The 22,313-nt window shown below is 70.1% G+C and carries 20 protein-coding genes and 1 pseudogene; 12 read left to right on the top strand and 9 right to left on the bottom strand.

Annotated elements, in window-relative coordinates:
* The first annotated feature begins 10 nt into the window (after positions 1–10).
* Genes ALI22I_RS45870 through ALI22I_RS45860 form a run of 3 tightly spaced genes read left to right on the top strand, consistent with a single transcriptional unit; the run spans position 11 to position 2,318 of the window.
* Positions 11–667 (top strand): NeuD/PglB/VioB family sugar acetyltransferase, encoded by a 657-nt coding sequence (locus tag ALI22I_RS45870; protein WP_077011789.1) that lies wholly within the window; start codon positions 11–13, stop codon positions 665–667.
* On the top strand, positions 664–1,758 hold the full coding sequence (locus ALI22I_RS45865; protein ID WP_077011788.1) for a DegT/DnrJ/EryC1/StrS family aminotransferase: 1,095 nt from the start codon (positions 664–666) through the stop codon (positions 1,756–1,758). The genes ALI22I_RS45870 and ALI22I_RS45865 overlap by 4 nt, the downstream gene beginning before the upstream one ends.
* A complete protein-coding gene (locus ALI22I_RS45860; protein ID WP_077011787.1) occupies positions 1,755–2,318 on the top strand; it encodes an acyltransferase in 564 nt (187 codons plus the stop codon). The genes ALI22I_RS45865 and ALI22I_RS45860 overlap by 4 nt, the downstream gene beginning before the upstream one ends.
* 193 nt (positions 2,319–2,511) lie before the next feature.
* Here the strand turns inward: ALI22I_RS45860 and ALI22I_RS45855 are convergent, their stop codons facing one another.
* On the bottom strand, positions 2,512–3,846 hold the full coding sequence (locus tag ALI22I_RS45855) for an O-antigen ligase family protein (protein WP_083752500.1): 1,335 nt from the start codon (positions 3,844–3,846) through the stop codon (positions 2,512–2,514).
* Between the two features lie 2 nt (positions 3,847–3,848).
* Complete coding sequence (locus ALI22I_RS45850; protein ID WP_077011786.1) at positions 3,849–4,802, bottom strand: hypothetical protein; 954 nt, start codon at positions 4,800–4,802, stop codon at positions 3,849–3,851.
* A 94-nt stretch (positions 4,803–4,896) separates the two neighbouring features.
* Here ALI22I_RS45850 and ALI22I_RS45845 point away from each other — a divergent pair, with 94 nt between their 5' ends.
* Positions 4,897–5,856: a TolB family protein gene (locus ALI22I_RS45845; protein WP_077012116.1), complete on the top strand. Its 960-nt coding sequence runs from the start codon at positions 4,897–4,899 to the stop codon at positions 5,854–5,856.
* A 20-nt stretch (positions 5,857–5,876) separates the two neighbouring features.
* Here ALI22I_RS45845 and ALI22I_RS45840 read toward each other — a convergent pair whose 3' ends face one another.
* The 3 genes from ALI22I_RS45840 to ALI22I_RS45830 are packed head-to-tail and all read right to left on the bottom strand — an operon-like array spanning position 5,877 to position 9,600.
* Positions 5,877–7,094: a rhamnosyltransferase WsaF family glycosyltransferase gene (locus tag ALI22I_RS45840; RefSeq protein WP_077011785.1), complete on the bottom strand. Its 1,218-nt coding sequence runs from the start codon at positions 7,092–7,094 to the stop codon at positions 5,877–5,879.
* Entirely contained in the window at positions 7,091–8,566 is a 1,476-nt protein-coding gene (locus ALI22I_RS45835) for a lipopolysaccharide biosynthesis protein (RefSeq protein ID WP_077011784.1), read from the bottom strand. Before ALI22I_RS45835 ends, ALI22I_RS45840 begins: the two co-directional genes overlap by 4 nt.
* The gene (locus ALI22I_RS45830; RefSeq protein ID WP_077011783.1) at positions 8,551–9,600 is read right to left on the bottom strand and encodes a glycosyltransferase; all 1,050 of its coding nucleotides are present in this window, start codon (positions 9,598–9,600) and stop codon (positions 8,551–8,553) included. Before ALI22I_RS45830 ends, ALI22I_RS45835 begins: the two co-directional genes overlap by 16 nt.
* 81 nt (positions 9,601–9,681) lie before the next feature.
* Here ALI22I_RS45830 and ALI22I_RS45825 point away from each other — a divergent pair, with 81 nt between their 5' ends.
* The 3 genes from ALI22I_RS45825 (at position 9,682) to ALI22I_RS45815 (ending at position 13,253) form a co-directional block, all read left to right on the top strand.
* Entirely contained in the window at positions 9,682–10,545 is an 864-nt protein-coding gene (locus ALI22I_RS45825; RefSeq protein WP_077011782.1) for a glycosyltransferase, read from the top strand.
* Positions 10,546–10,619: 74 nt separating this feature from the next.
* Positions 10,620–11,831 carry a hypothetical protein gene (locus tag ALI22I_RS45820; RefSeq protein WP_238598909.1) on the top strand — a complete coding sequence of 404 codons (1,212 nt, stop codon included), beginning with the start codon at positions 10,620–10,622 and terminating at the stop codon, positions 11,829–11,831.
* Positions 11,832–11,936: 105 nt separating this feature from the next.
* Entirely contained in the window at positions 11,937–13,253 is a 1,317-nt protein-coding gene (locus ALI22I_RS45815) for a cytochrome D1 domain-containing protein (RefSeq protein ID WP_238598908.1), read from the top strand.
* A gap of 69 nt (positions 13,254–13,322) precedes the next feature.
* Here ALI22I_RS45815 and ALI22I_RS45810 read toward each other — a convergent pair whose 3' ends face one another.
* From ALI22I_RS45810 to ALI22I_RS45800, 3 genes and pseudogenes are all read right to left on the bottom strand, one after another.
* A complete protein-coding gene (locus ALI22I_RS45810) occupies positions 13,323–13,691 on the bottom strand; it encodes a winged helix-turn-helix transcriptional regulator (RefSeq protein WP_077011780.1) in 369 nt (122 codons plus the stop codon).
* Positions 13,692–13,818: 127 nt separating this feature from the next.
* Positions 13,819–14,115, bottom strand: a pseudogene (locus tag ALI22I_RS55825) (nuclear transport factor 2 family protein); the annotation flags it as partial.
* Positions 14,116–14,231: 116 nt separating this feature from the next.
* On the bottom strand, positions 14,232–15,458 hold the full coding sequence (locus ALI22I_RS45800) for an MFS transporter (protein WP_077011779.1): 1,227 nt from the start codon (positions 15,456–15,458) through the stop codon (positions 14,232–14,234).
* A gap of 85 nt (positions 15,459–15,543) precedes the next feature.
* On the opposite strand from ALI22I_RS45800, the gene ALI22I_RS45795 reads away from it, so the two are divergent.
* From ALI22I_RS45795 to ALI22I_RS45785, 3 genes are all read left to right on the top strand, one after another.
* Positions 15,544–16,353 (top strand): WecB/TagA/CpsF family glycosyltransferase, encoded by an 810-nt coding sequence (locus ALI22I_RS45795; protein ID WP_077011778.1) that lies wholly within the window; start codon positions 15,544–15,546, stop codon positions 16,351–16,353.
* 3 nt (positions 16,354–16,356) lie between these two features.
* Positions 16,357–18,399 carry a glycosyltransferase gene (locus ALI22I_RS45790; protein ID WP_077011777.1) on the top strand — a complete coding sequence of 681 codons (2,043 nt, stop codon included), beginning with the start codon at positions 16,357–16,359 and terminating at the stop codon, positions 18,397–18,399.
* A gap of 219 nt (positions 18,400–18,618) precedes the next feature.
* Positions 18,619–20,124: a serine/threonine-protein kinase gene (locus tag ALI22I_RS45785; protein WP_083752543.1), complete on the top strand. Its 1,506-nt coding sequence runs from the start codon at positions 18,619–18,621 to the stop codon at positions 20,122–20,124.
* A 34-nt stretch (positions 20,125–20,158) separates the two neighbouring features.
* On the opposite strand, the gene ALI22I_RS45780 is transcribed toward ALI22I_RS45785, so the two are convergent.
* Positions 20,159–20,944, bottom strand: a complete 786-nt coding sequence (locus ALI22I_RS45780; protein WP_077011775.1) for an enoyl-CoA hydratase/isomerase family protein — start codon at positions 20,942–20,944, stop codon at positions 20,159–20,161.
* A 123-nt stretch (positions 20,945–21,067) separates the two neighbouring features.
* On the opposite strand from ALI22I_RS45780, the gene ALI22I_RS45775 reads away from it, so the two are divergent.
* Both ALI22I_RS45775 and ALI22I_RS45770 read left to right on the top strand, forming a co-directional pair.
* Positions 21,068–21,532 (top strand): GNAT family N-acetyltransferase, encoded by a 465-nt coding sequence (locus tag ALI22I_RS45775; RefSeq protein ID WP_338013551.1) that lies wholly within the window; start codon positions 21,068–21,070, stop codon positions 21,530–21,532.
* Positions 21,533–21,585: 53 nt separating this feature from the next.
* Entirely contained in the window at positions 21,586–22,134 is a 549-nt protein-coding gene (locus ALI22I_RS45770) for a LuxR C-terminal-related transcriptional regulator (protein ID WP_053715935.1), read from the top strand.
* Positions 22,135–22,313: the final 179 nt, after the last annotated feature.

Raw genomic sequence — 22,313 nt, 5'->3', positions numbered from 1 at the left:
CGCCCCCCAAATGAAAAGGCCCCGCCCACTGCTGCTGGTGGGTGGCGGCGGACTGGCCCGCGAAGTCCTCGCGGCCGTCCGCCTCACCCCCGGCGCGTGGCGACCCGTCGGCGCGCTGGACGACGACCCGGCGCGGCACGGCACGCACCTCGACGGCCTGCCCGTGCTGGGCGGGACCGATCTGGTGCACGAGATGACCGACGCGGCGGTGCTGGTGTGCGTGGCCAACGCGCACCGGCCGCGCGGCAGGCTGGGCGTCGTCGCCCGACTCGGCCTGCCGGAGGACCGGTGGGCGACGGTGGTGCACCCGGCGGCCTCGGTGGCCGTCGGAGCGGTGGTGGGGCCGGGCACGGTCCTGCTCGCCGGAGCGGTGGTGACGACGCCGTTGCGCTTGGGAGCGCACGTCGTCGCCATGCCGCACGTGCTGATCACCCACGACGACGAGATCGGCGACGGCGTCACGTTCGCCGGGCGCGCGTCGCTGGGCGGGTCGGTGCGGGTGGGGGAGAGCGCCTACCTCGGACAGGGCAGTTCGGTCCGGGAAGGCGTGTCGATCGGTGCGGGAGCGGTGGTGGGCATGGGCTCGGTGGTGCTCGCCGACGTCCCCGCGGGTGAGGTCTGGGCGGGCATCCCCGCCCGACGACTGCGAGAGGGGAACGGTTCGTGATCGACATCCCGCTGGTGGACCTGCGTGCCCAGCACGAGCAGGTGGCCGACGAGGTAGCCGACGGCTGGGCGGAAGTGCTCAAGAACACCGCCTTCGTCGGTGGGCGCCAGGTCGCCGAGTTCGAGGCGGAGTTCGCCTCGTACCAAGAGGTCCCGCACTGCGTGGCGGTCGGTAACGGCACCGACGCCATCGAGTTGGCGTTGCGGGCGCTGGGGGTCGGGCCGGGTGACGAGTGCGTGCTGCCCGCCAACACCTTCATCGCCACGGCTGGGGCGGTGGCCCGGACCGGTGCCACGCCGGTGCTGGTGGACTGCGTGGCCGACACGGGTTTGATCGACGTGTCGCAGGTGGCTGATGTGCTGTCGCCACGGACGAAGGCGCTGCTACCCGTGCACCTTTATGGGCAGGCCGCGCCCGTGGAGGAGTTGCTCGCCCTTGGTGTGCCGATCGTCGAGGACGCGGCGCAGGCCCAGGGCGCGCGGCGGCACGGTGTGCCGGTGGGCGGGCTCGGCGACATCGCCGCGACCAGCTTCTACCCCGGCAAGAACCTCGGCGCTTACGGCGATGGTGGTGCCGTGCTGACGGCGTCGGCTGAGTTGGCTTCCGCGGTGCGTCTGCTGCGTGAGCACGGGTCGCCGCGCAAGTACGAGCACTCGGTGGTCGGCTTCAACAGCCGGCTCGACACCCTCCAGGCCGTGGTGCTGTCCGCGAAGCTGCGCCGGCTGGAGGCGTGGAACGAACTGCGCCGGGCCGCTGCGGATCGTTACTCGTCTTTGTTGGCCGATGTTCCCGGCGTGACGCTGCCCGTGGTGCTGGACGGCAACGTGCCGGTGTGGCACCTGTACGTGGTGCGCGTGGCGTCGCGGGAACGGGTGCTGGCGTCGCTGCACGAGGCCGGGATCGGTGCGGGCATCCACTACCCGACGCCGGTGCACCTGGCGGGCGCGTACGAGTACCTGGGGCACGCGCCGGGGGACTTCCCGGTGAGCGAGGCCGTGGCGGGGGAGATCCTGTCCCTGCCGCTGTTCCCGGAGATCACGGTGGCGCAGCAGGAGCGCGTCGTGGCGGCGTTGGCGGAGGCGGTGCGATGAGTGAGGTGTTCGTTCACCCCAAGGGCCTGTGCGAGAGTTCGGACGTCGGCTCCGGCACCCGCGTGTGGGCGTTCGCACACGTGTTGCCGGGGGCCAGAATCGGCCGCGACTGCAACATCTGCGACGGCGCGTTCGTCGAGAGCCGGGCCGTGCTGGGCGACCGGGTGACCGTGAAGAACGGCACCCTGGTGTTCGACGGCGTGGTCTGCGAGGACGAAGTCTTCCTCGGCCCGAACGTCCTGTTCACCAACGACCTGCGTCCCCGTGCGGCGATCCGCAAGACCGGCGATGCCCTCCTGTCCACAGTGGTCCGCCGCGGCGCCACCCTGGGCGCCGGCGTCGTAGTCGTCTGCGGCGTGGAAATCGGCGAACACGCCTTCGCCGCCGCGGGTTCCGTCGTCACCAAGGACGTGGCCGCACACGCCTTCGTAGCCGGCAACCCGGCCACCCACAAAGGCTGGGTCTGCGACTGCGGCCAACGCCTGGACGCCGGCCTGGTCTGCCGCGACTGCCACAACCGCTACGTAGAAGGCGACAAAGGCCTCTCCCCAGCCCCCTAACCCCACCCCACCCGCGTCCCGTCCGCCTCTGCGGACGGGGCGCCCTCGCGTGTCCAACGTTCAGAACGCGCGTGTCCAACGTTCAGAACAGGCGTGTCCAACGTTCAGAACGCGAGAGTTGAACCTTCAGAACGCGAGAGTCGAACGTCCAGGACCCGTGAGTTCAACGCTCGGAACGTGCGACCAGGGCCGTTCAGGCGCCCTGGACCTCGGGTGTGGGTGTGGTCTTGCGTTCCTGTTGGGCGGCGCGTAGTAGGGCGCCGCTCATGCCGATCATGATGAACACCAGGCCGGTGGCTACGCTGAAGCCGAGCAGGTCGAAGGTGATCGAGCCGATGCCGCCCGCCAGGACGGCCGCGAGCAGGGCGCTTGCCAGGCTGCGCAGTTGCTCGTCCTGGCTGATCATCCGCACTCGGATCGTCGCGAACGCGGCCGCGAGGAACATGCCGATCAACGCGAACAGGCCGAGGTAGCCGTTCTCGATCAGGGTGAGCAGGAACTGGTTGTCCAGGATCGTGTACTTCGTCGGCAGGTAGGTGCCGAAGCCGCGACCCAGCAACGGGTTCAGGTCGATCTGCTCCGCCGCCGCCTCGTAGTCCGCCGTACGCGCCTTCACGCTCGGGTCGTCCTCGATGTTGGAGAACATGCCGCGAATGGTGCCGAACAGACCGGGCACCACCAGGCTCGCGCCCAGGAAGAACCCGCCGCCCACCCCCAGAGTGGTGATCTTGCGCCGCTTCGGCAACGTGACCACCATGATCACCGCCGCCACCGCCACACCGACCAGCGCGGTCCGCGACAACGCGGTCATCGAGCCCAGGCCGACCAGCGCCAGGCACACCAGCCAGCGCACGTACGGCGTGCCGTCGTCCCGCGCCTTGAACACGTAGTGCGCCCCCAGCGGCACGGCCATCGCGCACACCAGGCCGAACTCGATGGGGTGGTTCGTGGTCCCGGTCGGCCGGCGGAAGATCGACCGGGCCTCCATCGCCGAGTACCCGTTGTCCTGCGTGCGCAGCCCCGGCAGCGACACGTAACCGGCCAGGTCGACGCCGAGCCCGAACTGCACCAGCCCCACGAACGCGATCACCGCCGAACAGCCCAAGAGCAGCTTGAGCACCCGGTCCAGCCGTTCCTTGCTGCGGATGGCGTCGCACGCGAACACCGCGACCGCGATCATCGACATGATCCGGATGATGCTGCTGTCCGCCACGGTCAGCTCATCGGTCGGCAGCCAACGCCGCGTCGCCACGCCGTAGGTCGCCAGCTGCGACGCCAGGTACAGCGCCACGGCGGTGCGCACGACGTTGCGCCCCTTGCTCATCCCGACCGTGTCCACCATCTGCCCGGACAGCCACAGCACCCCCAGCAGCAGCGCCACCACCAACGCGGGCGGCAGCGTCATGGGCACGAACGACAGCACCAGCCGGGCCGGGATGATCAGCAGTGCCAGCAGTAACAGGCACACGAGAGTGGCGCCGTCCGTCCGTTGGCGCACGGGGCTGTCCTGCAGGAACTGCTCGGACACGGTCAGGGTTTGTCTTCGTTGGTCGGCCACGCCGGAGCCCCCGGTTTACCGGGGGCGTTGCGCGCCCCGGGAGCGGCGATCTTGACCGTCTGCTCGCTGGCCGTCGGCTGCGGGCGGCGCACCGGCGGGCCGGGCGGGCGGCGCGGCATGCCGTTGGACTGCGGCGAAACGTGTGTCGGAGGGTGTGGAGCGGCCTGTGGCGGTGGTTTCGGAGCCTCGGGCTTCACCGGAGTGCCCGCGGCGGCCTGTGGCGGCGTCACGGCGGCGTCATCCGGGTGGTCCGCGGCCTCCGCGGCCTGGCGCTCCCGCGCCTCACGGCGGCGGCGCAGGTGGTTCAGGATGCTGTCGCCGCCGAACGTGGCCGCCGTCGTCAACAACATCAGCAGCACGAACGCCGCGCCCGCGTACCGGACCTTGCCGCCGATCTGCGCCTCGGCCGCGGTCGGGTTCACGATCACCTGCGAGGTGATGAACGTCGACGCCGGCGCCTTCAGCGTGGTCTGCTGCTTGTCCAGCTCCTTGGCGGCGAACTCCATCACCGTGGAGACCATCCGCTCGGCCGCTTCCGGCGTGTTGCTGTCGCCCGTCACGAACAGGAACGGGCCGGCCTGGCCGCCGCCGGCCGCGGTGAAGTTGTCCGGTGAGTCCTTGACGATGCCCAGCGACTCCTTGCGGGTCTTCGGATCGGCCAGGATCTGCGCCAGGATCTGCGAGGTGGTCGACAGGCTGCCGTCGAACGCCAGCAGCGGGTTGACCCGCACCGCCTCGTCCGGCGAGACGTTCTCCGAGAACGTGCCACCGGCCGCGGGGGAGGTGAGCACCATGACCCCCGAGGACTGGTAGCGCGTCGGGATCGAGAGGAACACACCGGCGGCCACGGCGACAGCCAGGATCGCCGACGGCAGGGCGATGTACCACCGCCTGCGCAGCGTCCGCACGGCGCCCCAGAAGTCCATCCGCTCCCCGATCCACGTTCACCCTGCATGCGGGCGCACTAGCTGTTGTTACTCTTGAAATCGGCCGACTCGCGCCTAGGTGTTACAGGTGGTGATGGACTTGGGCTCCCGGCGCGTCACGCTCGCCGTCGCGGCCATCGTACTGGTCGTCGCGGCCGCGGTGGTGTATGTGACGTCGGTCGTGCGCGAGACCTCACCCGTGGCGGTGACCACGGTCGACGGGGACCTGATGTTCGTGGCCCTGGCCGACGGTCGCGGCCGGGTGGAGCAGGTGCGCCTGGCCGATCCCGGCGCCCGCAGCGCCACCCCGATGACGTGCCAGCGGGTGTACCGGGCCGGCGGGACGACGGTGTGCCTGCGGTTGGCCGGGCCGGGCCCGACGTACGCCGCCGAGGTGTCCCGGGACGGCGCCGCGGTGCGGACCGTGCCGCTGCCCGGTGTGCCCAGCCGGGCGAAGGTGTCGGCCTCGGGGCAGGTGGTCAGCTGGACGTCCTTCGTCAGCGGCGATTCCTACCTGGTGCCCGGCGGGTTCTCCACCCGCACCGGGTTCCTGGACGTGCGGACCGGCGAGGCCGTGGAGTCCCTGGAGGGCTTCACCGCGATGGTGGAGGGCAAGCTCCACACCGCTCAGGACATGAACTACTGGGGCCTGACCGTGGCCGACGACGACCGCACGTTCTACGCGACCCTCGCCTCGGGCGGCTACACCTGGCTGGTGAAGGGCGATCTGGTGGACCGTCGCCTGGAGTCGCTGCGCCGTGACGCCGAGTGCCCGTCGTTGTCGCCGGACGGCACGAAGGTCGCCTACAAGAAGCGCATCGGACGGCTCGGCCCGTGGGAGCTGGCCGTGCTGGACCTGAAGACCGGCGAGGAACGCCGGCTCCCCGGCACCGCGGGCGTGGACGACCAGGCCACCTGGCTGGACGACGAACGACTCGCGTTCGCCGCCGTGCCCAAGGACGCCAAGCTCGCCTCGATCCACGTCGTCCCCGCCGACGGCTCGTCCGCCGCCGTGATCCTCATCCCCGACGCCGACTCGCCGTCCCCGATCTGAGCGGTCCCCGCACCGCCCGATCACACCAGCAGTTCCCGCCTGAGCACCTTCTCCAGCTCGTGTCCGGCCGCGTCCCAGGAGCGGCTCGACACAGAGGCGGACGCGGCCTGGGCGACCGCACCGAAGTCCGGCAGTGTGACCACTTCGGACAGTGCACGGGCCAGGTCGTGCGGGGTGGCGGGGGCATAGCGGACGTGGTCGTTGTCCAGCACGACGCGGTTGTGCACGGCGTCGTTGACGACCGGCAGGCAGCCTGCGGCGAGCATCTCGTGCGGTACGAGCGAGACGTTGGTCATCGACAGGGTGAGGCCGGCGTAGCACTGGTTGTAGATGTCGTTGAGCCGGTCGGGGGAGACCAGGCCGTGGTCGATGTGCCGGGGGCCCAGGGTGCCGATCTTCTCGCCGTACGTGTGGATGGCGACGTCCGGATGCTGTTCGGCGAAGATCTCCAGCGCCAGCAGTCCGATCTCGATCGCCCGGCGCGGCGCCAGCCGGCGCGCGTAGAACACCACGCCGTCCCGCCGCACACCGTTGCGCAGGTGGTAGCGGTCGGCGTCGCAGCCGAAGTCGAAGAAGTCGGCCGCCATGCCCGCGTCGGCCCGCACCTTCTCGGCCAGGTAACGGCCGGCGGTGAAGCCGTGGAAGCCCATCCGGTAGGTGTTCTCCGCCAACGCGGACAGCCCGCCGACCGGGAAGAACCACGGCTCGTAGTCCTGCACGAGGTAGAACCGCTTGCCCGCGCACGGGTCGTTGAACGCCGGGTAAGCCGTCATCCACGCGGTGGCGAACACGGCGTGCGCGTCGGCCATGCCGTCCAGCACATCGTGCACCGAGCCGCGGAAGCCGGGGAACGCCGACCGGATCACCGGCTCGTGATCCGCCGCACGGCTGCCGTACACGTCGTACAGGTAGAGCCGGCAGTTGTGGCCGAGCGATTGCAGGTGCTCGATGAGCCGGAACATCGTGGTGTGCCCGCCGGAACCGGGTGACGGCGGCGTGCTGACCCAGTTGACGGTCAGCCGCCCGTCGGCCGGAAGAGGCGGCACGACGACCGGCCGCCGAACACCGATGTCCGCCGCACGCACGTCCTCCAGGCGCACCGGGAACACCTCGGCGTCCGCCCCGAACCGCCGTGCCGCGCTGCCCAGCGCACGGGCCCCGAGCTGCCGCACACCCTGCGAGCGCACGATGCGCGAGACCTGGTGCGCACGCCGCTGCAACTGCCGGACGACCCTCACTCGCTACCCCTTCGACGCAGCAGACCCAGCACCTCGTGGCGCAGGGGGAACACGACGACCGCGTACGTCAGCGACGCCAACGCGCCACCCACCAGCAGCCGCCACAGAGCGCCCTCGATCACCGACTGCACGCCCAACGCCACCGCGACCATCACCAACCCGCCGAACGCGGGCCGTGCGACAGCCGCACCGAGCACCCGCGCCCGAAGCCCGTAAGGCCGGAACGCGATCAGATACGCGGGCACGATCACCAGGAGCACGACCACGCTCTGCGCCGCCGCCACACCCCGGATGCCGTCCACGTGTGCGCCCAACGCCAGCAGCGGCACAAGCGCGACCAGCCACACCAGGTGGATCACCAGGATGGCCCGCGACCGCCCGGCGCTGGCCAGGTAGTCGTACCCCAGCTCCAACGCCACCCGCAGCGCGCCCAGCAGCACCAGCAACGCCAACGCCTCCGCGGCCGGCGCCCACCGCTCGCCGTAGACGGTCCGCACCAGCGGATCGGCGAACGCCGCCAGCAGCACGCACGCCGGCACGGTCACCAGCGCGAGTAGCCGCAGCGCACGCGCGAACGTCCGGGCGAACAGCTCCGGATCATCCCTGACCTGTGAAAACGCTGCCAGCGACACGCTGCGCACCGGCTGCGAGAAAGCACCTACGGGCCAGTTCGCCAGGTTGAACGCCAGCAGGTAGAACCCCAGCGGCACGGTCCCCAGCACACTGCCGACGATGATGTAGTCGACGTTCAGCACCCCGAACACCAGCAGGCTCGCGCCCGCCAACGGCAGCCCGAACGCCAGCAGCCCCCGCGCCTGGACCGCGTCGAACCCGGGCCGGTAGCGCTGCTTGGTGTAGGCGAACATCACCACGGCGGCCACCAGGTTGGTCGCGATCCGCGACCACGCCAGGCTCCACGCGCCGAACCCCAGCACCGCCAGCACCACCACCACGGACGTGCCGATGACGAACGCCGATGTGTCCGCGACGAACTTGTGGTCCTGCCGGAACTCCCGCTGCAACAGCGCACCCGGCACCGCCGACGCGCCCGCGATCACCAGCGACAGCGACATCAGCTGGATCACGCCGGTGGCCTGCGGCGTGTCCATCGCCGACGCGAACCACGGCGCGCCGATCACGCAAAGCCCCGCGAGCAGGGCACCGGACGCGATGGACAGCGTCGTCACCGTCGGCGCGAGTTCCGCGACCGGCTTGTCGGTTCGCACCAGCGCCACGCTGACGCCCATCTCGCTGACGCTCATCACGATGTTGAGCACCACGAGCGCGACCGCGAACACGCCGAACTGCTCGGGCGCGATGAGCCAGGCGAGCAGGACGCCCACACCCACCTGGCTCAGCCGCTGCACCAGGCTGTTGACCGCACTCCAGCGGATCGCCGAGGTGACCTTGCGCTCCAGTCCGGGGCGCGCGGATTCGGGCTGCTCGACCTCGGCGGTCACTGGCCGCGCCACTTCCAGACCTGCTTGCCCACCAGGCCGGCGCCGCGCTTGGCCAGGTGGCTGCCGACGAACAGCTGCGTGCGGCTGCACACCTTCGGGCCCAACGCCCGCCGCCGCCGCAGCGCCCGGTACTCGGGCAGTCGCTCGGTGCCGGGGTAGACGCGCCGGGCGAAGGTCACCAGCTCGTCCACCGGGATCTCGGCCAGCTTGTCCCGGTCGTAGGCGCGCACCGCCCGCCACAACGCGTCCTTGGCGATCGACCGGTCGGCCAGCGCCCGCAGCCCCGGCGGCAGGTCGGGGTGCTCGGCGAAGAACCGCTCGAACACGGCGTGGCGCTGTTCCAGATCGGCGAACAACGACGAGAACCGGGTGCGCATCATGCTCTGCTGGTGCACCCGGTAGTACGCGGCGGGCTTGCCGCGCACGTAGCCGATGTCGGACACCGCGGCGATGCGCATCCACATCTCCAGATCGCCCGCGTGCGGCAGGTCCGGCCGGTAGCCGCCCACTTGCTGCTGCACGGACGTGCGCACCACGGCCTCGGGCGAGGACAGCACGTTCTGCCCGGTGCGGCAGCGCGCCTCGATCCAGTCCACACCGGACCACACCGTGCGGCCGGGCGGGGGAGTGATCACGGACGGCAAATTGTCGTGATCGGTGTAATAAACAACACGTCCGTAGACCATGCCGACACCCGGATGAGCCTCGAACACCTCGGCCGCACGGGCGAGCGCGCCCGGCGCCAACAGGTCGTCCGCGGACAGCAGTACGGTGTAGTCGGCCTTGGCCCACTCCAGCAGGCCCTCGTTGTAGGTGGCGATGTGGCCCTGGTTGACCTCGTGCCTGCGGCCCTCGACCCGCGGGTCCTCGACCAGTTCGGCCATGACCTCGGGCGTCTCGTCACTCGACGTGTCGTCGATGATCAGCACCCGCACGTCGACGCCGGGCTGGTCGAGCACGCTCCGCACGCAAGCGCGCAGGAACCGGGCGTAGTTGTAGCAGGGGATGACGACGTCGACCGTTGGTCGTGCCGGAGGCTCAGTCACTCTCTACACATCGTGCGCGAACGCGGATCGTTAACGGCAAGGCTCCGATCCCGATGTACGGGACATACGGGAAGGGGTTCCATGGACCACGTCGTGCTGACGCGTTTCAACCTGCCGTCCGTCGGCGCGGAAAGCGTCGTGCGGGCGCGTGACGGGTGGCTGACCGAACGCGTCGGGCTGTTCGAGCGGTACTGCCTGCCCTCAGTGGCGGCCCAGACCTCGTCGAACTTCCGGTGGCTGATCTACTTCGACCCGGAGAGCCCTCAGTGGCTCAAGGACCGCATCGAAGCCCACGGCGACGCCTACACCCCGGTGTTCCGCACTCAGGTGAGCCGCGAGGAGCTGATCGAGGACATCTCCAAGCTGTTCCCGACCAAGGGCGACGAGCTGATCACCACCAACCTCGACAACGACGACGGCCTGGCGGCGAACTTCATCGCCCGGCTCCAGGCGGAGCGCTCCACCGGCCGCCGCACCGCGCTGTACCTGGCGAACGGGCTGGTCAAGAGCCCGGAGGGGCTGTTCGCCCACCACGACCGGGACAACGCGTTCGCGTCGATGCGGGAGAGCTGGGACGCCCCGGTGACGTGCTGGGCGGACTGGCACAACCGGCTGCACCGGCACGCCGAGGTGGTGTCGCTGGGCGGCGCGCCCGGCTGGCTGCAGGTCGTGCACGGCGGGAACGTGAGCAATCGCACTCGCGGCAGGCTGGTCGCGCCCGCGCCGTACCGGCCGCTGTTCGGCACCGCGCTGGACGACGTGCCGGAGCCCGCCGGTGGGGTGTTGGCGCGTGACCGATTCGTGGGACATCCCTTGCGGGTGGCCCGGGACGGGGCCAGATACTTGGCCAAGACGACGGCGCTGCGGCTGCTCGGACCCGGCGGCTTCGAGAAAGCAAAACAGGTGCTGGCCGCGCGTGGGCGCGTCCGCACCCCGCCGAGGTGAACAGGAGCACGACCATGGTTCGTGCACTTTTGGCAGTACTCGGACTCACCCTGACCGCTTGTACGGCCACGGCCGTGTCCCACCCGCAACCGGATCCGGAACCGGACCGGGTGGTGGCGCCGGCGCTCGCCGGACCGTCCGTGGACTACTACAAGAAGTGGGCCAACGGCCCCAATCCCACCGGTGACCCGAGCGTCTTCCCGGTCAACGTCTGGATGCAGGACCCGTCCGGCGTGGAGAACGGCGAGAAGCTGGGCCGGGCCTACCCGAAGATCGGCGTCGACTTCGGCATCGGGCTGTGGGAGGACCAGTGGTGGTACCTCCGCCAGGAGGGCCTCTACGAGACCGACTGGCGGGTCTACGCGGACGGGACGCGGGTCGACACGGTCTTGGCGGACACCGCGCACGCCCGCAACTACGTCGGCTACCTGATCGCCGACGAGCCGGACATGAACAAGGTCTACGGCGACGTGTTCAACCCCGACATGCAGCCGTCGGCGATCCTGAAGGCCTCCGACGCGGTGCGCGCCAAGGACCCGTCCCGGCCCACGTACCTCAACTTCAGCCCGTGGATGGGCACGCCGACCGGTGAGATCGGGTACGGCTACATCGAGGAGTCCTACGAAAAGGACATGCGCAAGTACTGCTCGGCCGCGGACATCGCGTCGGCCGACTACTACGCCTGGACGCACCCGGACCGGGGCGACACGGTCGGCGCGTACAGCTACGGCCAGGTCATCGACACCATGCGCAAGTGGTGCGGGCCGGACAAGCCGCTGTACGGGTTCGTGGAGACCGGGCACCCGCACACGCACGGCGAGATCATCAACGCCGACCAGCTCGAATCGGCGGTGTGGAACACCATCCTGCACGGCGCGACCGGCATCAACTACTTCGCGCACAGCTTCTACACCGAGGGCAAGGGCGAGTACTCCAGCGTGCTTACCCGGCCCGAGATCATGGCTCGCGTCACCGCGGTCAACGCGCGGCTGAAGAGCCTCGCGCGGGTGCTCAACGCGCCCAACCAGCCGGGTGCGCCGGCGGTGAGCGACAACGGCATCCCGGTGTCCGTGTTGCACAAGGAGATCGGCGGGGACCGGTGGGTGCTGGCGCAGACCGACGGCACCAAGCAGGACCCGCGCAGCCGCGCCGCGAAGGTGACGCTGAGCGTGCCGGTGGAGTCGGGCACGGCGACGGTGGTGGACGAGAACCGGACCGTGCCGATCGTGGACGGCAAGATCGTGGACGACTTCGGTCCGTACCAGGTGCACGTCTACCGGTTCTGAGCGGTTTCGCGGCCGGCTACGGCTTTCCGCCCCCACGACTGCTAACAGCTGGGCGGTGTACGGCGATTGGGCCAGTGCGGGACTCGAACCCACCGGAGGCCGATCGTGTTGCTCAGACAGATCCGCAAAGCGCCCGCCGTGTGCAGTGCGGTGGTGTTGGGCGCGGCGCTGCTGCTCGTGCCGTCCGGGGCGGCGGGCGCCCAACCCGACCGCGTGCTCGGCTACATCGCGAACAACGGCGGTGGGGTGTCGGTGCTCGACACGGCCACGAACGCCGTCACCAACACGCTCATCGACTCGAACGGTGACTCGCCCTACGGGGTCGGTGTCGCGTTCGACGGCACGCGCGGTTACGTGACGAACGTTCGCGATGACACCCTCACGATCATCGACACGCCGACCAACACCGTGGACGCGGCCGTGCCGGTCGGCGACGGACCCGCCGGTGTCGCGGTCTCGCCCTCGGGTGGGCACGTGTACGTGTCGAACTACCTGGCGGGCACGGTGTCCGTGGTCGACACGGCGACGTTGACCACGACCGAGACCATCCCGGTCGGTGCGAACGCCGACGGTGTCGCGATGAGGCCGGACGGCAAGCGGCTCTACGTGGCGCACGACGTGGTCGGCCCCGGCACGGTGTCCGTGGTGGACACCACGACGAACACCAAGATCGCCGACATCCCCACCGGCAACACCCCGACCGCCGTGGCGGTGACCCCGGACGGCGCGAAGCTGGTCGTGGTCAACAAGTTCTCCAACAACGTGGCCGTGGTCGCCACCGCGTCGAACACCGTGATCGGCACGGTGCCGGTGAGCTTCATCCCGCACGGTGTGGCGATCTCGCCGGACGGCGCGCGTGCGTACGTCACCAACAGCGAGAACCACACCTTGTCCGTGGTGGACATCGCCGCACTGACCCACGTGGCCCAGATCCCGGTCGGCAGCAGGCCGATCAACGTGGCACTGACACCGGACGGCTCCAAGGCGTACGTGACGAACTTCAACAGCGGAACACTGTCGATTGTGGACACCGCAACGCTGTCGACCGTCGGTTCGGTCCCGGTGGGCGTGGACCCGGTGGGCATCGCGATCCACGCCGTCCCGCCCGCCCCGACCAAGCTGGCCGCCGGCTCCGGCCAACTCCAGTTGCGCCTGCTGGGCTTCACCCTGCGAGGCCTGGACGCCACGCTCACCGAATCGCACACCGGCAAACCGGTGGTGGGCAAGCTGGTCTCGTTCCGCACCGTCAAGGGCCACCCCCTCTGCACCGCCACCACGAACTCCGCGGGCAAGGCCGAGTGCAACGCCAACGTCCCGCTACTGGTGGGCACCGCCACCCTGCTCCTGGGCTACACGGCCGGCCACGCGGGCGACCAGACCCACGGCCCGTCCGCCGCACACGGTCAGATCCACCTCCTCTGAACCCGCACCCCTGCGGAACCCGCGGCCCGTGCACCTTCGGGGGTGCACGGGCCGCGGTCACGCCCGCGGTCAACCGCGGGCGTCGTAGGTCTCGCGTGCTGCGAGCACCTCTTCGATGTGTTTCTCGGCCCAGTGGCCCAGCGCCTGCAGGGGCGTGTGCAGCGTGCGTCCCAGGGTGGTCAGTTCGTATTCGACCCTGGGTGGCATTTCGCCGTACGCGTGCCGTGTGACGAGTCCGTCGCGTTCCAGATCCCGCAGCGTCTCGGTGAGGACTTTCCCGCTGATCCCGTCGACCACGGTGCGCAGGTCGCCGAAGCGCATCGGGCCGTCGCTGAGTGCGATCACCACCATCGCCGTCCACTTGTTGGCGATGCGGGCCAGTGACGTGCGGGACGGGCAGGTCGCGGTGAGGATGTTGAACGCCGGGTGCTGGAACATGGCCGACATTCTCCTCAGTCGGTGCCCCAAAGGCGTCCTCGGCGTCCTGGGCGCTGGAGAAGAGCCAGACCTCCGCGATCCGGTCGCCCTCGATCCGCATCACGTCGATGCCGTCCTGCGCGAGTTCGACGTCGTCGCGCCGTGCCGAGAAGTGGACGGGAACCGCGACCACGTCACCGTTGACCATGGGCGCGCCGGTCACCGCGAGCTCGAACGTGCCCGCGCTGATGGTCATCGTCGCGCCGAGCACGCCTTCGACGGCGGCGCGGCCCCGATGAGTGCCGGAGAGCCGGTTGTCGCCGGGCTGGTGCCACACGATGCCCTCGGCGAACAGGCCGGCGACCGTGGCGAAGTCCTTCGCGGACACCGCGTCGAGGTACTCGCGGGCAACGGCGAGCGTGGTGGTCGAGTCCACTGTGAACATCTCCTTGGTGAGTTCGTGCTGGTGGAACCCGATACTCACCATCGGTAACCATTTACCGCAACGTAACTAACGTGCATATGTGGCCCATGTCACATCTGTCGAACTGTGGCCGTGGGTCACTCAGTGGCAGCGGTGTCCGCGAGTGCGTTGAGGCGCCAGGCCACGAGCACGGCCACCAGCAGGGAGGCGATCGCGGCGTAGACGGCGGTGCCGAAAGCGGCGAACTGGAGGAGGAAGCCGAACGCCACGGACGACACGAGCCGGGCCAGTGCCTGGCCCGTCTGCACCACCGACAGACCCGACGCGCGCAGCGACTCCGGCACCAGGGCGCTCACCCGTGCGGACAGGACACCGTCCGTCGCGGCGTAGAAGAGGCCGTGCAGCAACAGGGCCGAACCAACGCCGACGTAGCCGGTGCCGGGGGCTAGGAACAGCACGTACACGGCCAACAGCAGCACATGGCCGCCGAGGAACACCGGCCAACGGCCGACACGGTCGGCCAGCCGTCCGATCGGCGTGGCGGCGACGAGGAACACCAACGCCGTGCCCAACGGCAACAAAGGCAACAGGTGCAGCGGGGCGTCAGTCGCCTTCTGCACCAGGATGAACACGAACGCGTCCGACAACGTCGCCAACCCCAGCACCGCCGACGCGATCGTCACCCTCCGGTACCCGGCCTGCCGCAGCAACGCCAACCCGGCCTTCACGGACGGTCGCGGGCCCGTCAGCACCGGCCTCGGATTCTCCCGGACGAACGCCACCAGCACGATCAGCCCCACCACGGCGAAGCACGCGCTGACCACGAACACCGGGCCCGCGACGATGCCGATCTCGTACAGCAGCACGAAAGTCACCAACGGCCCGAGCAGCGCGCCGACCGTGTCCATGGTCCGGTGCACGCCGAACGCCGCGCCCAACCGGTCCGGCGGGGTGGCCAGGGAGATCAACGCGTCACGCGGCGCGGTGCGCAGGCCCTTGCCCGCACGGTCGGCCGCCATCGTCGCGCCGATGCCGAACGCCGACGCGCCCACGACCGGGAAGATGAACTTGGTCACCGTCGACAGTCCGTAACCGACCGCGGCGACGGCCTTGTGCCGGTGCGTCCGATCGGAGACGGCTCCGCCGACCAGTCGCAGCACCGCCGTCGCACCCGTGTACAGACCGTCCAGCACACCGAACTGCGCGTAACCCATGTGCAGCGTGAACAGCAGGTAGACCGGCATGAACGCGGTGACCATCTCGGCCGAGACATCGGTCAGCAGGCTCACTGCGCCCAGCGCGAACACCGTGCCGGGAACCCTGCCCCTGACCCGCTCACTGGGCCGGACGGACGCAACGTACATGCTCCCGATATCGGTCACGTGCGGTAACCGTTACCGGTTCCGGGGGCGTCGTAACGGGGACCGGTCCGAACCCGATGACGCGGGTATGCCGGACATCTCCCTGGCCCGCGTCCGCGTGGGCGCCGTCGATGTGTGGGCCGTCCGCGAGTCCGGCGTCGCCGAGCACGTCACCGAAGCCTGGCGACGGGCCGAGGGTGGCGCGATCGTCACGGCCAACGTCGACATCGTGCGCGCCGCGACCCGCCGTCCTGAACTGGCCGAGCTGGTCGCCAAGTCCGAAATGGTCGTCGCCGACGGCATGCCGGTGGTGTGGGCGGGCAGGCTCGCGGGCGTCCCGGTGCCCGAACGGGTCACCGGCGCGTCGCTGGTGTTCACCCTCGCCGAAGCCGCCGCGCGCGAAGACCGCTCGGTCTACCTGCTCGGTGGTGACCTCGGCGTGCCGGAGAGGGCCGCCGACGTGCTGCGCGACAAGTACCCCGGACTGCGGATCGCGGGCACGGACTCGCCGCCGTTCGGCTTCGACTCCTCCGCCGACGCCACCGCCGACGCGGTGGCCAAGGTGGTGCAGGCCAAACCGGACCTGGTCCTGGTCGGCCTCGGTTTCCCCAAGCAGGAACGCCTGATCGGGTTGCTGCGCGCGGAGCTGCCGCAGGCCTGGTTCCTCGGCTGCGGCGCGGGCATCCCGATGGCCGCGGGCGAGTTCCGGCGGGCCCCGGGCGCGGTGCAGAAGCTGGGTGCGGAGTGGCTGCACCGCCTCGCGCTCGAACCGCGCCGCCTGGCCAAGCGCTACCTGCGTGACGACCTGCCGTTCGCGTTCCGCCTGCTCGGGGGCGCGCTGCGCACCCGGTTCCGTCGCTCGACCGCCGACGGAGTCGGCAATCAGACCGGGGAGTAGATAGTGCCGCTTGCCGTCGTCGTCGTGACCTACCACAGCGCCGAGGTCGTCGAAGACTGCCTGAAGTCGATCGCCGTCGCGTTGCAGTCCATCCCGGACGGTCGGATCGTGGTCGTGGACAACGCCTCCGCGGACGACACCCTCGACATCGTCGCCCAGGTCGCGCCGGACGCGCAGATCGTGGCGCGGCCGACCAACGACGGGTTCGGCGCGGGCGTCAACGCCGGGTTCGCCGCCGCGCCGGACTGCGACGTGCTGGTGCTCAACCCGGACGTCCGGCTCGATCCGGACGCCATCACGCTGCTGCGGGCCGCGTTGGCGTTGCCCGGCACCGGCATCGCGGTGCCCCGGCTGGCCGGGGCGGACGGCGCGCCGCAGCTGTCGTTGCGCCGTGCGCCCAACCCGTTGCGCGCGGTGGGCGAAGCGCTCCTCGGCGGCACGCGGGCGGGTCGGTTCGACGCGCTGGGTGAGCTGGTGGTCGATCCCCTCCGGTACGAGACGGCCGGGACGTCGGACTGGGCGACGGGTGCGGCGTGGCTGATTTCGCGTGAGGCGCGTGAGGCGACCGGCGTGCTGGAGGAGCGGTACTTCCTGTACTCGGAGGAGACCGAGTACATGTTGCGTGCGGGCAAGCGGGGGTACGCCGTCCGCTACGAGCCGCGTGCGCACGCCGTGCACTTCGGTGGTGAGCAGTCGACGTCGCCGGTGCTGTGGTCGATGGCCACGACGAACCGGGTCCGGATGGTCCGGGAGCGCAGCGGACGCCTGGCCGCGTTCGTGATGTGGTGGGCGGTGCTGCTCAACGAGCTGGTGCGCGTGCCGCGTGGCGTCAAGCACCGCAAGGCCATCGGCGACCTGCTGCGGTGGCGCCGTTGGCCCGCGCGTCCCGGACAGGCCGCCGAGCCCGGTTGGGTGTGCTTCTCCGCGCAGGACTGGTGGTACCACAACCGGGCGCACTCGGACTTCCAGCTGATGCGGTCGATGTCGGCGCACCGGAAGGTGCTGGTGGTCAACAGCATCGGCATGCGGATGCCCACGCGGGGCAACAGCACGCACGTGTCCCGGCGCATCCTGCGCAAGCTGCGCAGCGTGGCCAAGTTCGTGCGCAAGCCGATGCCGGACTTCTACGTGATGTCGCCGTTGCCGCTGCCGTTCTACGGCTCGCCGTTCCTGCGCAAGGTCAACGCCGTGCTGGTCCGCACCCAGGTCCGCCTCGTCGCGCGTGCGCTCGGCCTGCGGACGCCGGTGATCATGGTGACCATCCCCACCGCGTGGGACGTGGTCGCCCCGATGCGCCGGCAGAGCCTGGTGTTCAACCGGTCGGACCGGCACTCGGACTTCCCCGAGGCCGACCGCGCCTCCATCGAGGCGCTGGAGAACCAGCTCCTGGCCCACGCCGACCACGTCGTGTACGTCAGCCACGCCCTGATGGACGAGGAGCTGCCGCGGACCGGTACCCGTGCCCACTTCCTCGACCACGGTGTGGACGTTGACCACTTCACCGCGCGGCCGGAGTTCGAGTGGCCGGACGACGTGCGCTCGATCGACGGTCCCCGGATCGGGTTCTTCGGGGCGCTCGACGACTTCGTAGTCGACTTCGACCTGCTGGAACAGGTGGCCGCCGAGCTGCCGGAGGCCTCACTGGTGCTGATCGGTGACGCCACCCACCCGATGGAGCGGTTCGACAAGTACCCGAACGTGCACTGGCTGGGCTTCCGCCCGTACAGCCTGATCCCGGCCTACGGGTCGGCGTTCGACGTGGCGATCATGCCGTGGCAGGACAACGACTGGATCAAGCGCTCGAACCCGATCAAGCTCAAGGAGTACCTGGCCCTCGGCCTCCCCGTCGTCAGCACCGACTTCGCCGAACTGGCCGCCTACACCGACCGGGTCCGCGTCGCCCGGACCCCCACCGCCTTCATCGAGGCCATCCGCCAGACCCTCGCCACCGGCCCCCTGCTCCCCGCCCACACCCTCCGCACCTCCGTCCAACCCCACTCCTGGCACGCCCGCACCCAAGACCTCCTGACCCTCACCACCCCCTGACCCCCGCGCGTGTCCAACCCCCAGAACGCGCGTGTCCAACGCTCAGAACAGGCGTGTCCAACGTTCAGGACTCCTGAATTCAACGCTCAGAACACGCTGAGCGGGTCCTGAGGCGTCCTCGACTCCGTGACCACCCCTGAGGTTGCGTCGTTGTGGCTTGCGCCGCGAACCTCGCCGTCTGGCCCAGGCTGGGTGGCCGGCACATCTAGTGTGGGTGTCGTGCAGCCACTGCCCCCGAACGCCCCATCGCGGATCGGCGACTACACGCTGCTCGCCGCGCTCGGCCGCGGTGCGATGGGGTCGGTCTACCTGGCCCGCTCGCGCGGCGGGCGGCCGATCGCGGTCAAGGTCGCGAAGGCCGAGCTGGCCGACAACCCGGAGTTCCGGGAGCGCTTCCGCCGCGAGGTCGAGATGGCACGCGCGGTCGGCGGCTTCTGGACCGCCACCGTCGTCGACGCCGACCCGGACGCCGAGCGGCCGTGGATGGCCACCGAGTACATCCCCGGCCTGAGCCTCCAGCAGGCCGTCCAGGACCACGGCCCGCTGCCCGAACGCGCCGTGCGCCGCCTCGCCGGAGGCCTGGCCGAAGCGCTGGTCGCGATCCACGGAGCGGGCCTCGTCCACCGCGACCTCAAGCCGTCCAACGTCCTGCTGGCCAACGACGGCCCGCGCGTCATCGACTTCGGCATCGCCCGCGCCCTGGAGCACTCGGCGCTCACCGAAGCGGGCATCGTCTTCGGCACCCCCGGCTACCTGTCACCCGAACAGGTGGTCGGCCAGAAGATCACCACCCAGAGCGACGTGTTCGCGCTCGGCTCGGTCCTGGTCTACGCCGCGACCGGCGGCGGTCCGTTCGGCGAAGGCGCCACGTCCGCGCTGGTCTACCGCGTGGTCCACCAGGAACCGGACCTGTCCAACGTGCCGTCGAACCTGGTCCCGCTGATCGTGCCGTGCCTGGTCCGCGACCCCGCGCACCGCCCGACGCCCGCCCGCCTGCTGGAGCTGATCGGCCCACCGTCCGCCGAACCGTCCTGGCTGCCCGCACGCATCCGCACCATGGTCGAGCAGCGGCACACCGAGCTGAGCATGCTGCCCGCCAAACCGCCCACCCGCGTCATGGTGGACGACCCACCGCCCAAACCTCCGACGATCGCCACCCCGGCACCGGCGGCACTGGTCCCCGTCCGCACCGACCCCGGACGCAAGGAGGTCCGCCCCACCGGCGTCCGGTTCAAGACCTCCCGCGTGGTGGGCCTGAGCTGGGCCGGGGCGAACGTGCTGGCCGCCATCGTCACCGGCTCCATCGCCGACCCGAACCTCGGCGCGCCCGACGCGGTGCGGCTGGCCGCGATCCTCGCGTTCCTGGCCTTCGCCGTGGCCGCGATCCGGCTCGTGGTCGGCGTGGCCCGCGCACCGCTCACCCTGGACGTCGGCCCGGACGGCATCACGCTGTCCAACGGAGCCGAGTCGCGCCGCCTCCCGTGGTACGCGATCGCCCGCGTCAAGGTCGAGGCACACCACGCCCGCCCGTGGCTCGTGGTCTGGCTGGTCAGCGCCGCCAAGGCCCCGGACACGCTGGGGCGCGGCAGCTTCACCCGGCACAAGGGCGGCCTGCGCGTCTACCCCATCTCGCACGAGCGCTACCGCAAGCGCCGCGACCGCGACGTGGTCGAGCTGCGCTCCGCCCTGGCCTGGTACGGATCGGCCGCCTACGACCCCCGCTGATCTACACGGCTGATCTACAGGGTTCCGCCGCGGATCAGCGACCGCTGAACGTCGCCTTCCCCGGCCCCTCGGCCAGGAACGACCGCACCGCGCCGCGCAGGTCCTCGGTGTCGAACAGCTCGGCCGCGATCGCCGCGACGTGCTCGTTCGCCTCGGCCACGCCACCGCTCTCGAAGTGCGCCAACACCCGCTTGGTGGCCGCGTGCGCCAACGTCGGCCCGGTCGCCAACGTGTGGGTGAACTCCAGCGCCGCGTCCTCGAAACCCTCGTCCGGCAGCACCCGGTTGACCACGCCCCACCGTTCCAGCGTGGCGGCGTCGTACCGGTCGCCGGTCATCACGAACTCCTTGGCCCGGCCCACGCCCGCCCGCGCGGCCAGCCGCTGCGTGCCGCCCATGGTCGGGGTCAGCCCGACGACCTTCTCCACCAGGCCGAACCGCGCCCGTTCGGCGGCCAGCAGGATGTCGCACGCCACCGCGACCTCGAACGCCCACGTGAGACACAGCCCGTGCGCGGCGAACACGGTCGGGAACGGCAGCGCGGCCACCCGTTCCGGCAGCTCCAGCATCTGCTCGAACAGGGCTTTGGCCTGCGCGGACGTCTTCTGCGCGGCGAACAGCCCGACGTCGACACCGCCGCTGACGACCTTGCCCTCGAAGCGGATCAGCAACGCCCGCGCGGGCCGGTCCTCCAAGTCGTCGACCGCCGCTTCCAGCAGGTCCTGCAACTCGGCGGAGTAGAGGTTCAGCGGGGGAGCGTCCACGGTGAGCACGGCCAGCCCGACCGCGTCCCGCTCAAGGCGGACCTGTTGCGCTGCCACGGGCCTGGACTTTACACGCGTCGGAATGCCGAAAACCACGTGTCCGAATGGCCCAGCCGGGGTGAGAATCCGCCAATGACTTCCTGGACCGTTCGGCCGGAGCCGGTCGACAGCCCGACCGCGGTGGCGGTGATCCGCGCCTACTTGACCGACATCATCGGCCGGTACTACGGCCGCCCGGCCACGCCCGCCGAGGTCGACCAGGCGATCGCCGACGACCCGACCGACGACCTGGCGAGGTTCTTCGTGGGACGCCGGGACGGGGTGGTACGAGGGTGCGTCGGGTTTCGCATGGTCGGTCCGGAAACGGCCGAGTTGAAGCGCATGTTCGTGGACCCCGGGGCCCGCGGCACGGGCGGGGGAGCGGTGCTCCTCGCGGCGGCGGAGCGGGCCGCCGTCTCACTTGGTGCTGCGGCCATTCGCCTGGACACCCGGGCTGACCTGGTCGAAGCCCGCGCGCTGTACGCCAGGCACGACTACCGCGAGGTGCCCGCGTTCAACGACGACCGCTATGCGGAGCACTGGTTCGAAAAGCGGCTATCGGGGTCATTCGGTTCCCAAATCACAGGTGTGAGGTCTCTCACTTGACAGTGAATAATCGCCCCAGTTGAGTATGGGTCGAAAGTCGGCCGCGGAATGAAATGGGGATCAGTCCAGTGGCTTTCGCCGTTGAGTTGACATTTCGTGATGCGCGCCAGGTGCGGAGATCCATTCATCTCGCACACCGGGAATATTGGCGTCCGCTCGCCGAACAGGGTGTGCTCGTCGGAACCGGCCCGTGGGCCGATGGTTCCGGCGTGCTGCTCATCGTTCAGGTGCCCGACGACGCCGCCGCCCGGGACCTGGTGCGCGGTGACCCGTACGTGCGGTCGCAGTCGATCGCCGAGGTGCGCATACGCCAGTGGCACGTGCTGCTGGGTGTGCCGGAAGGTGAGCGCGTGCCGGGTATCGTCCGGCCGCGTGACGGGCAGAGCGCCGAGGCGCGTTCGCGTGAGCCGTTGACGCCACACGAACACCGGATCGCACTGATGATGTTGGAGGGTATGACGAACCGGCAGATCGCCGAGCACTTCTCGGTGTCGACCCGGGCCGTCGAACTCCACATCACCCGCATCTACCGCAAGCTCGACATCGGCAGGCGTGCGCAGCTCGCCGCGGCGATGCCGTGGGGCCAGCGCTCGTACTTGTAGGCGCACGTACCGGTCGGGTGTGAGCCGCGAGGATCGACGGAGAGCGTCGATCCTCGCGGCTTTCCTGTCTAAGTTGATCTATTCGGGTGGCACTGGGTACGGATCGGCTCGGTAAAAGTTCACCGACCGTGCGGTATGTCACACGATTAGGCAATCCGAGTGACTTCTGTCAATACTCC

The sequence above is a fragment of the Saccharothrix sp. ALI-22-I genome, assembly GCF_001984175.1.
Classification (GTDB): Bacteria; Actinomycetota; Actinomycetes; order Mycobacteriales; family Pseudonocardiaceae; genus Actinosynnema.
Note: the sequence above shows the minus strand (reverse complement) of the source record. Positions and strands in the feature narration are given on the sequence as shown.

Bases quoted from the DNA above. Each gene is read 5' to 3' on its own strand.
- ALI22I_RS45870 (WP_077011789.1), top strand. From the start codon at position 11: ATGAAAAGGCCCCGCCCACTGCTGCTGGTGGGTGGCGGCGGACTGGCC.
- ALI22I_RS45860 (WP_077011787.1), top strand. From the start codon at position 1,755: ATGAGTGAGGTGTTCGTTCACCCCAAGGGCCTGTGCGAGAGTTCGGAC.
- ALI22I_RS45850 (WP_077011786.1), bottom strand. From the start codon at position 4,802: ATGGACTTCTGGGGCGCCGTGCGGACGCTGCGCAGGCGGTGGTACATC.
- ALI22I_RS45845 (WP_077012116.1), top strand. From the start codon at position 4,897: ATGGACTTGGGCTCCCGGCGCGTCACGCTCGCCGTCGCGGCCATCGTA.
- ALI22I_RS45825 (WP_077011782.1), top strand. From the start codon at position 9,682: ATGGACCACGTCGTGCTGACGCGTTTCAACCTGCCGTCCGTCGGCGCG.
- ALI22I_RS45810 (WP_077011780.1), bottom strand. From the start codon at position 13,691: ATGTTCCAGCACCCGGCGTTCAACATCCTCACCGCGACCTGCCCGTCC.
- ALI22I_RS45800 (WP_077011779.1), bottom strand. From the start codon at position 15,458: ATGTACGTTGCGTCCGTCCGGCCCAGTGAGCGGGTCAGGGGCAGGGTT.
- ALI22I_RS45795 (WP_077011778.1), top strand. From the start codon at position 15,544: ATGCCGGACATCTCCCTGGCCCGCGTCCGCGTGGGCGCCGTCGATGTG.
- ALI22I_RS45770 (WP_053715935.1), top strand. From the start codon at position 21,586: ATGGGGATCAGTCCAGTGGCTTTCGCCGTTGAGTTGACATTTCGTGAT.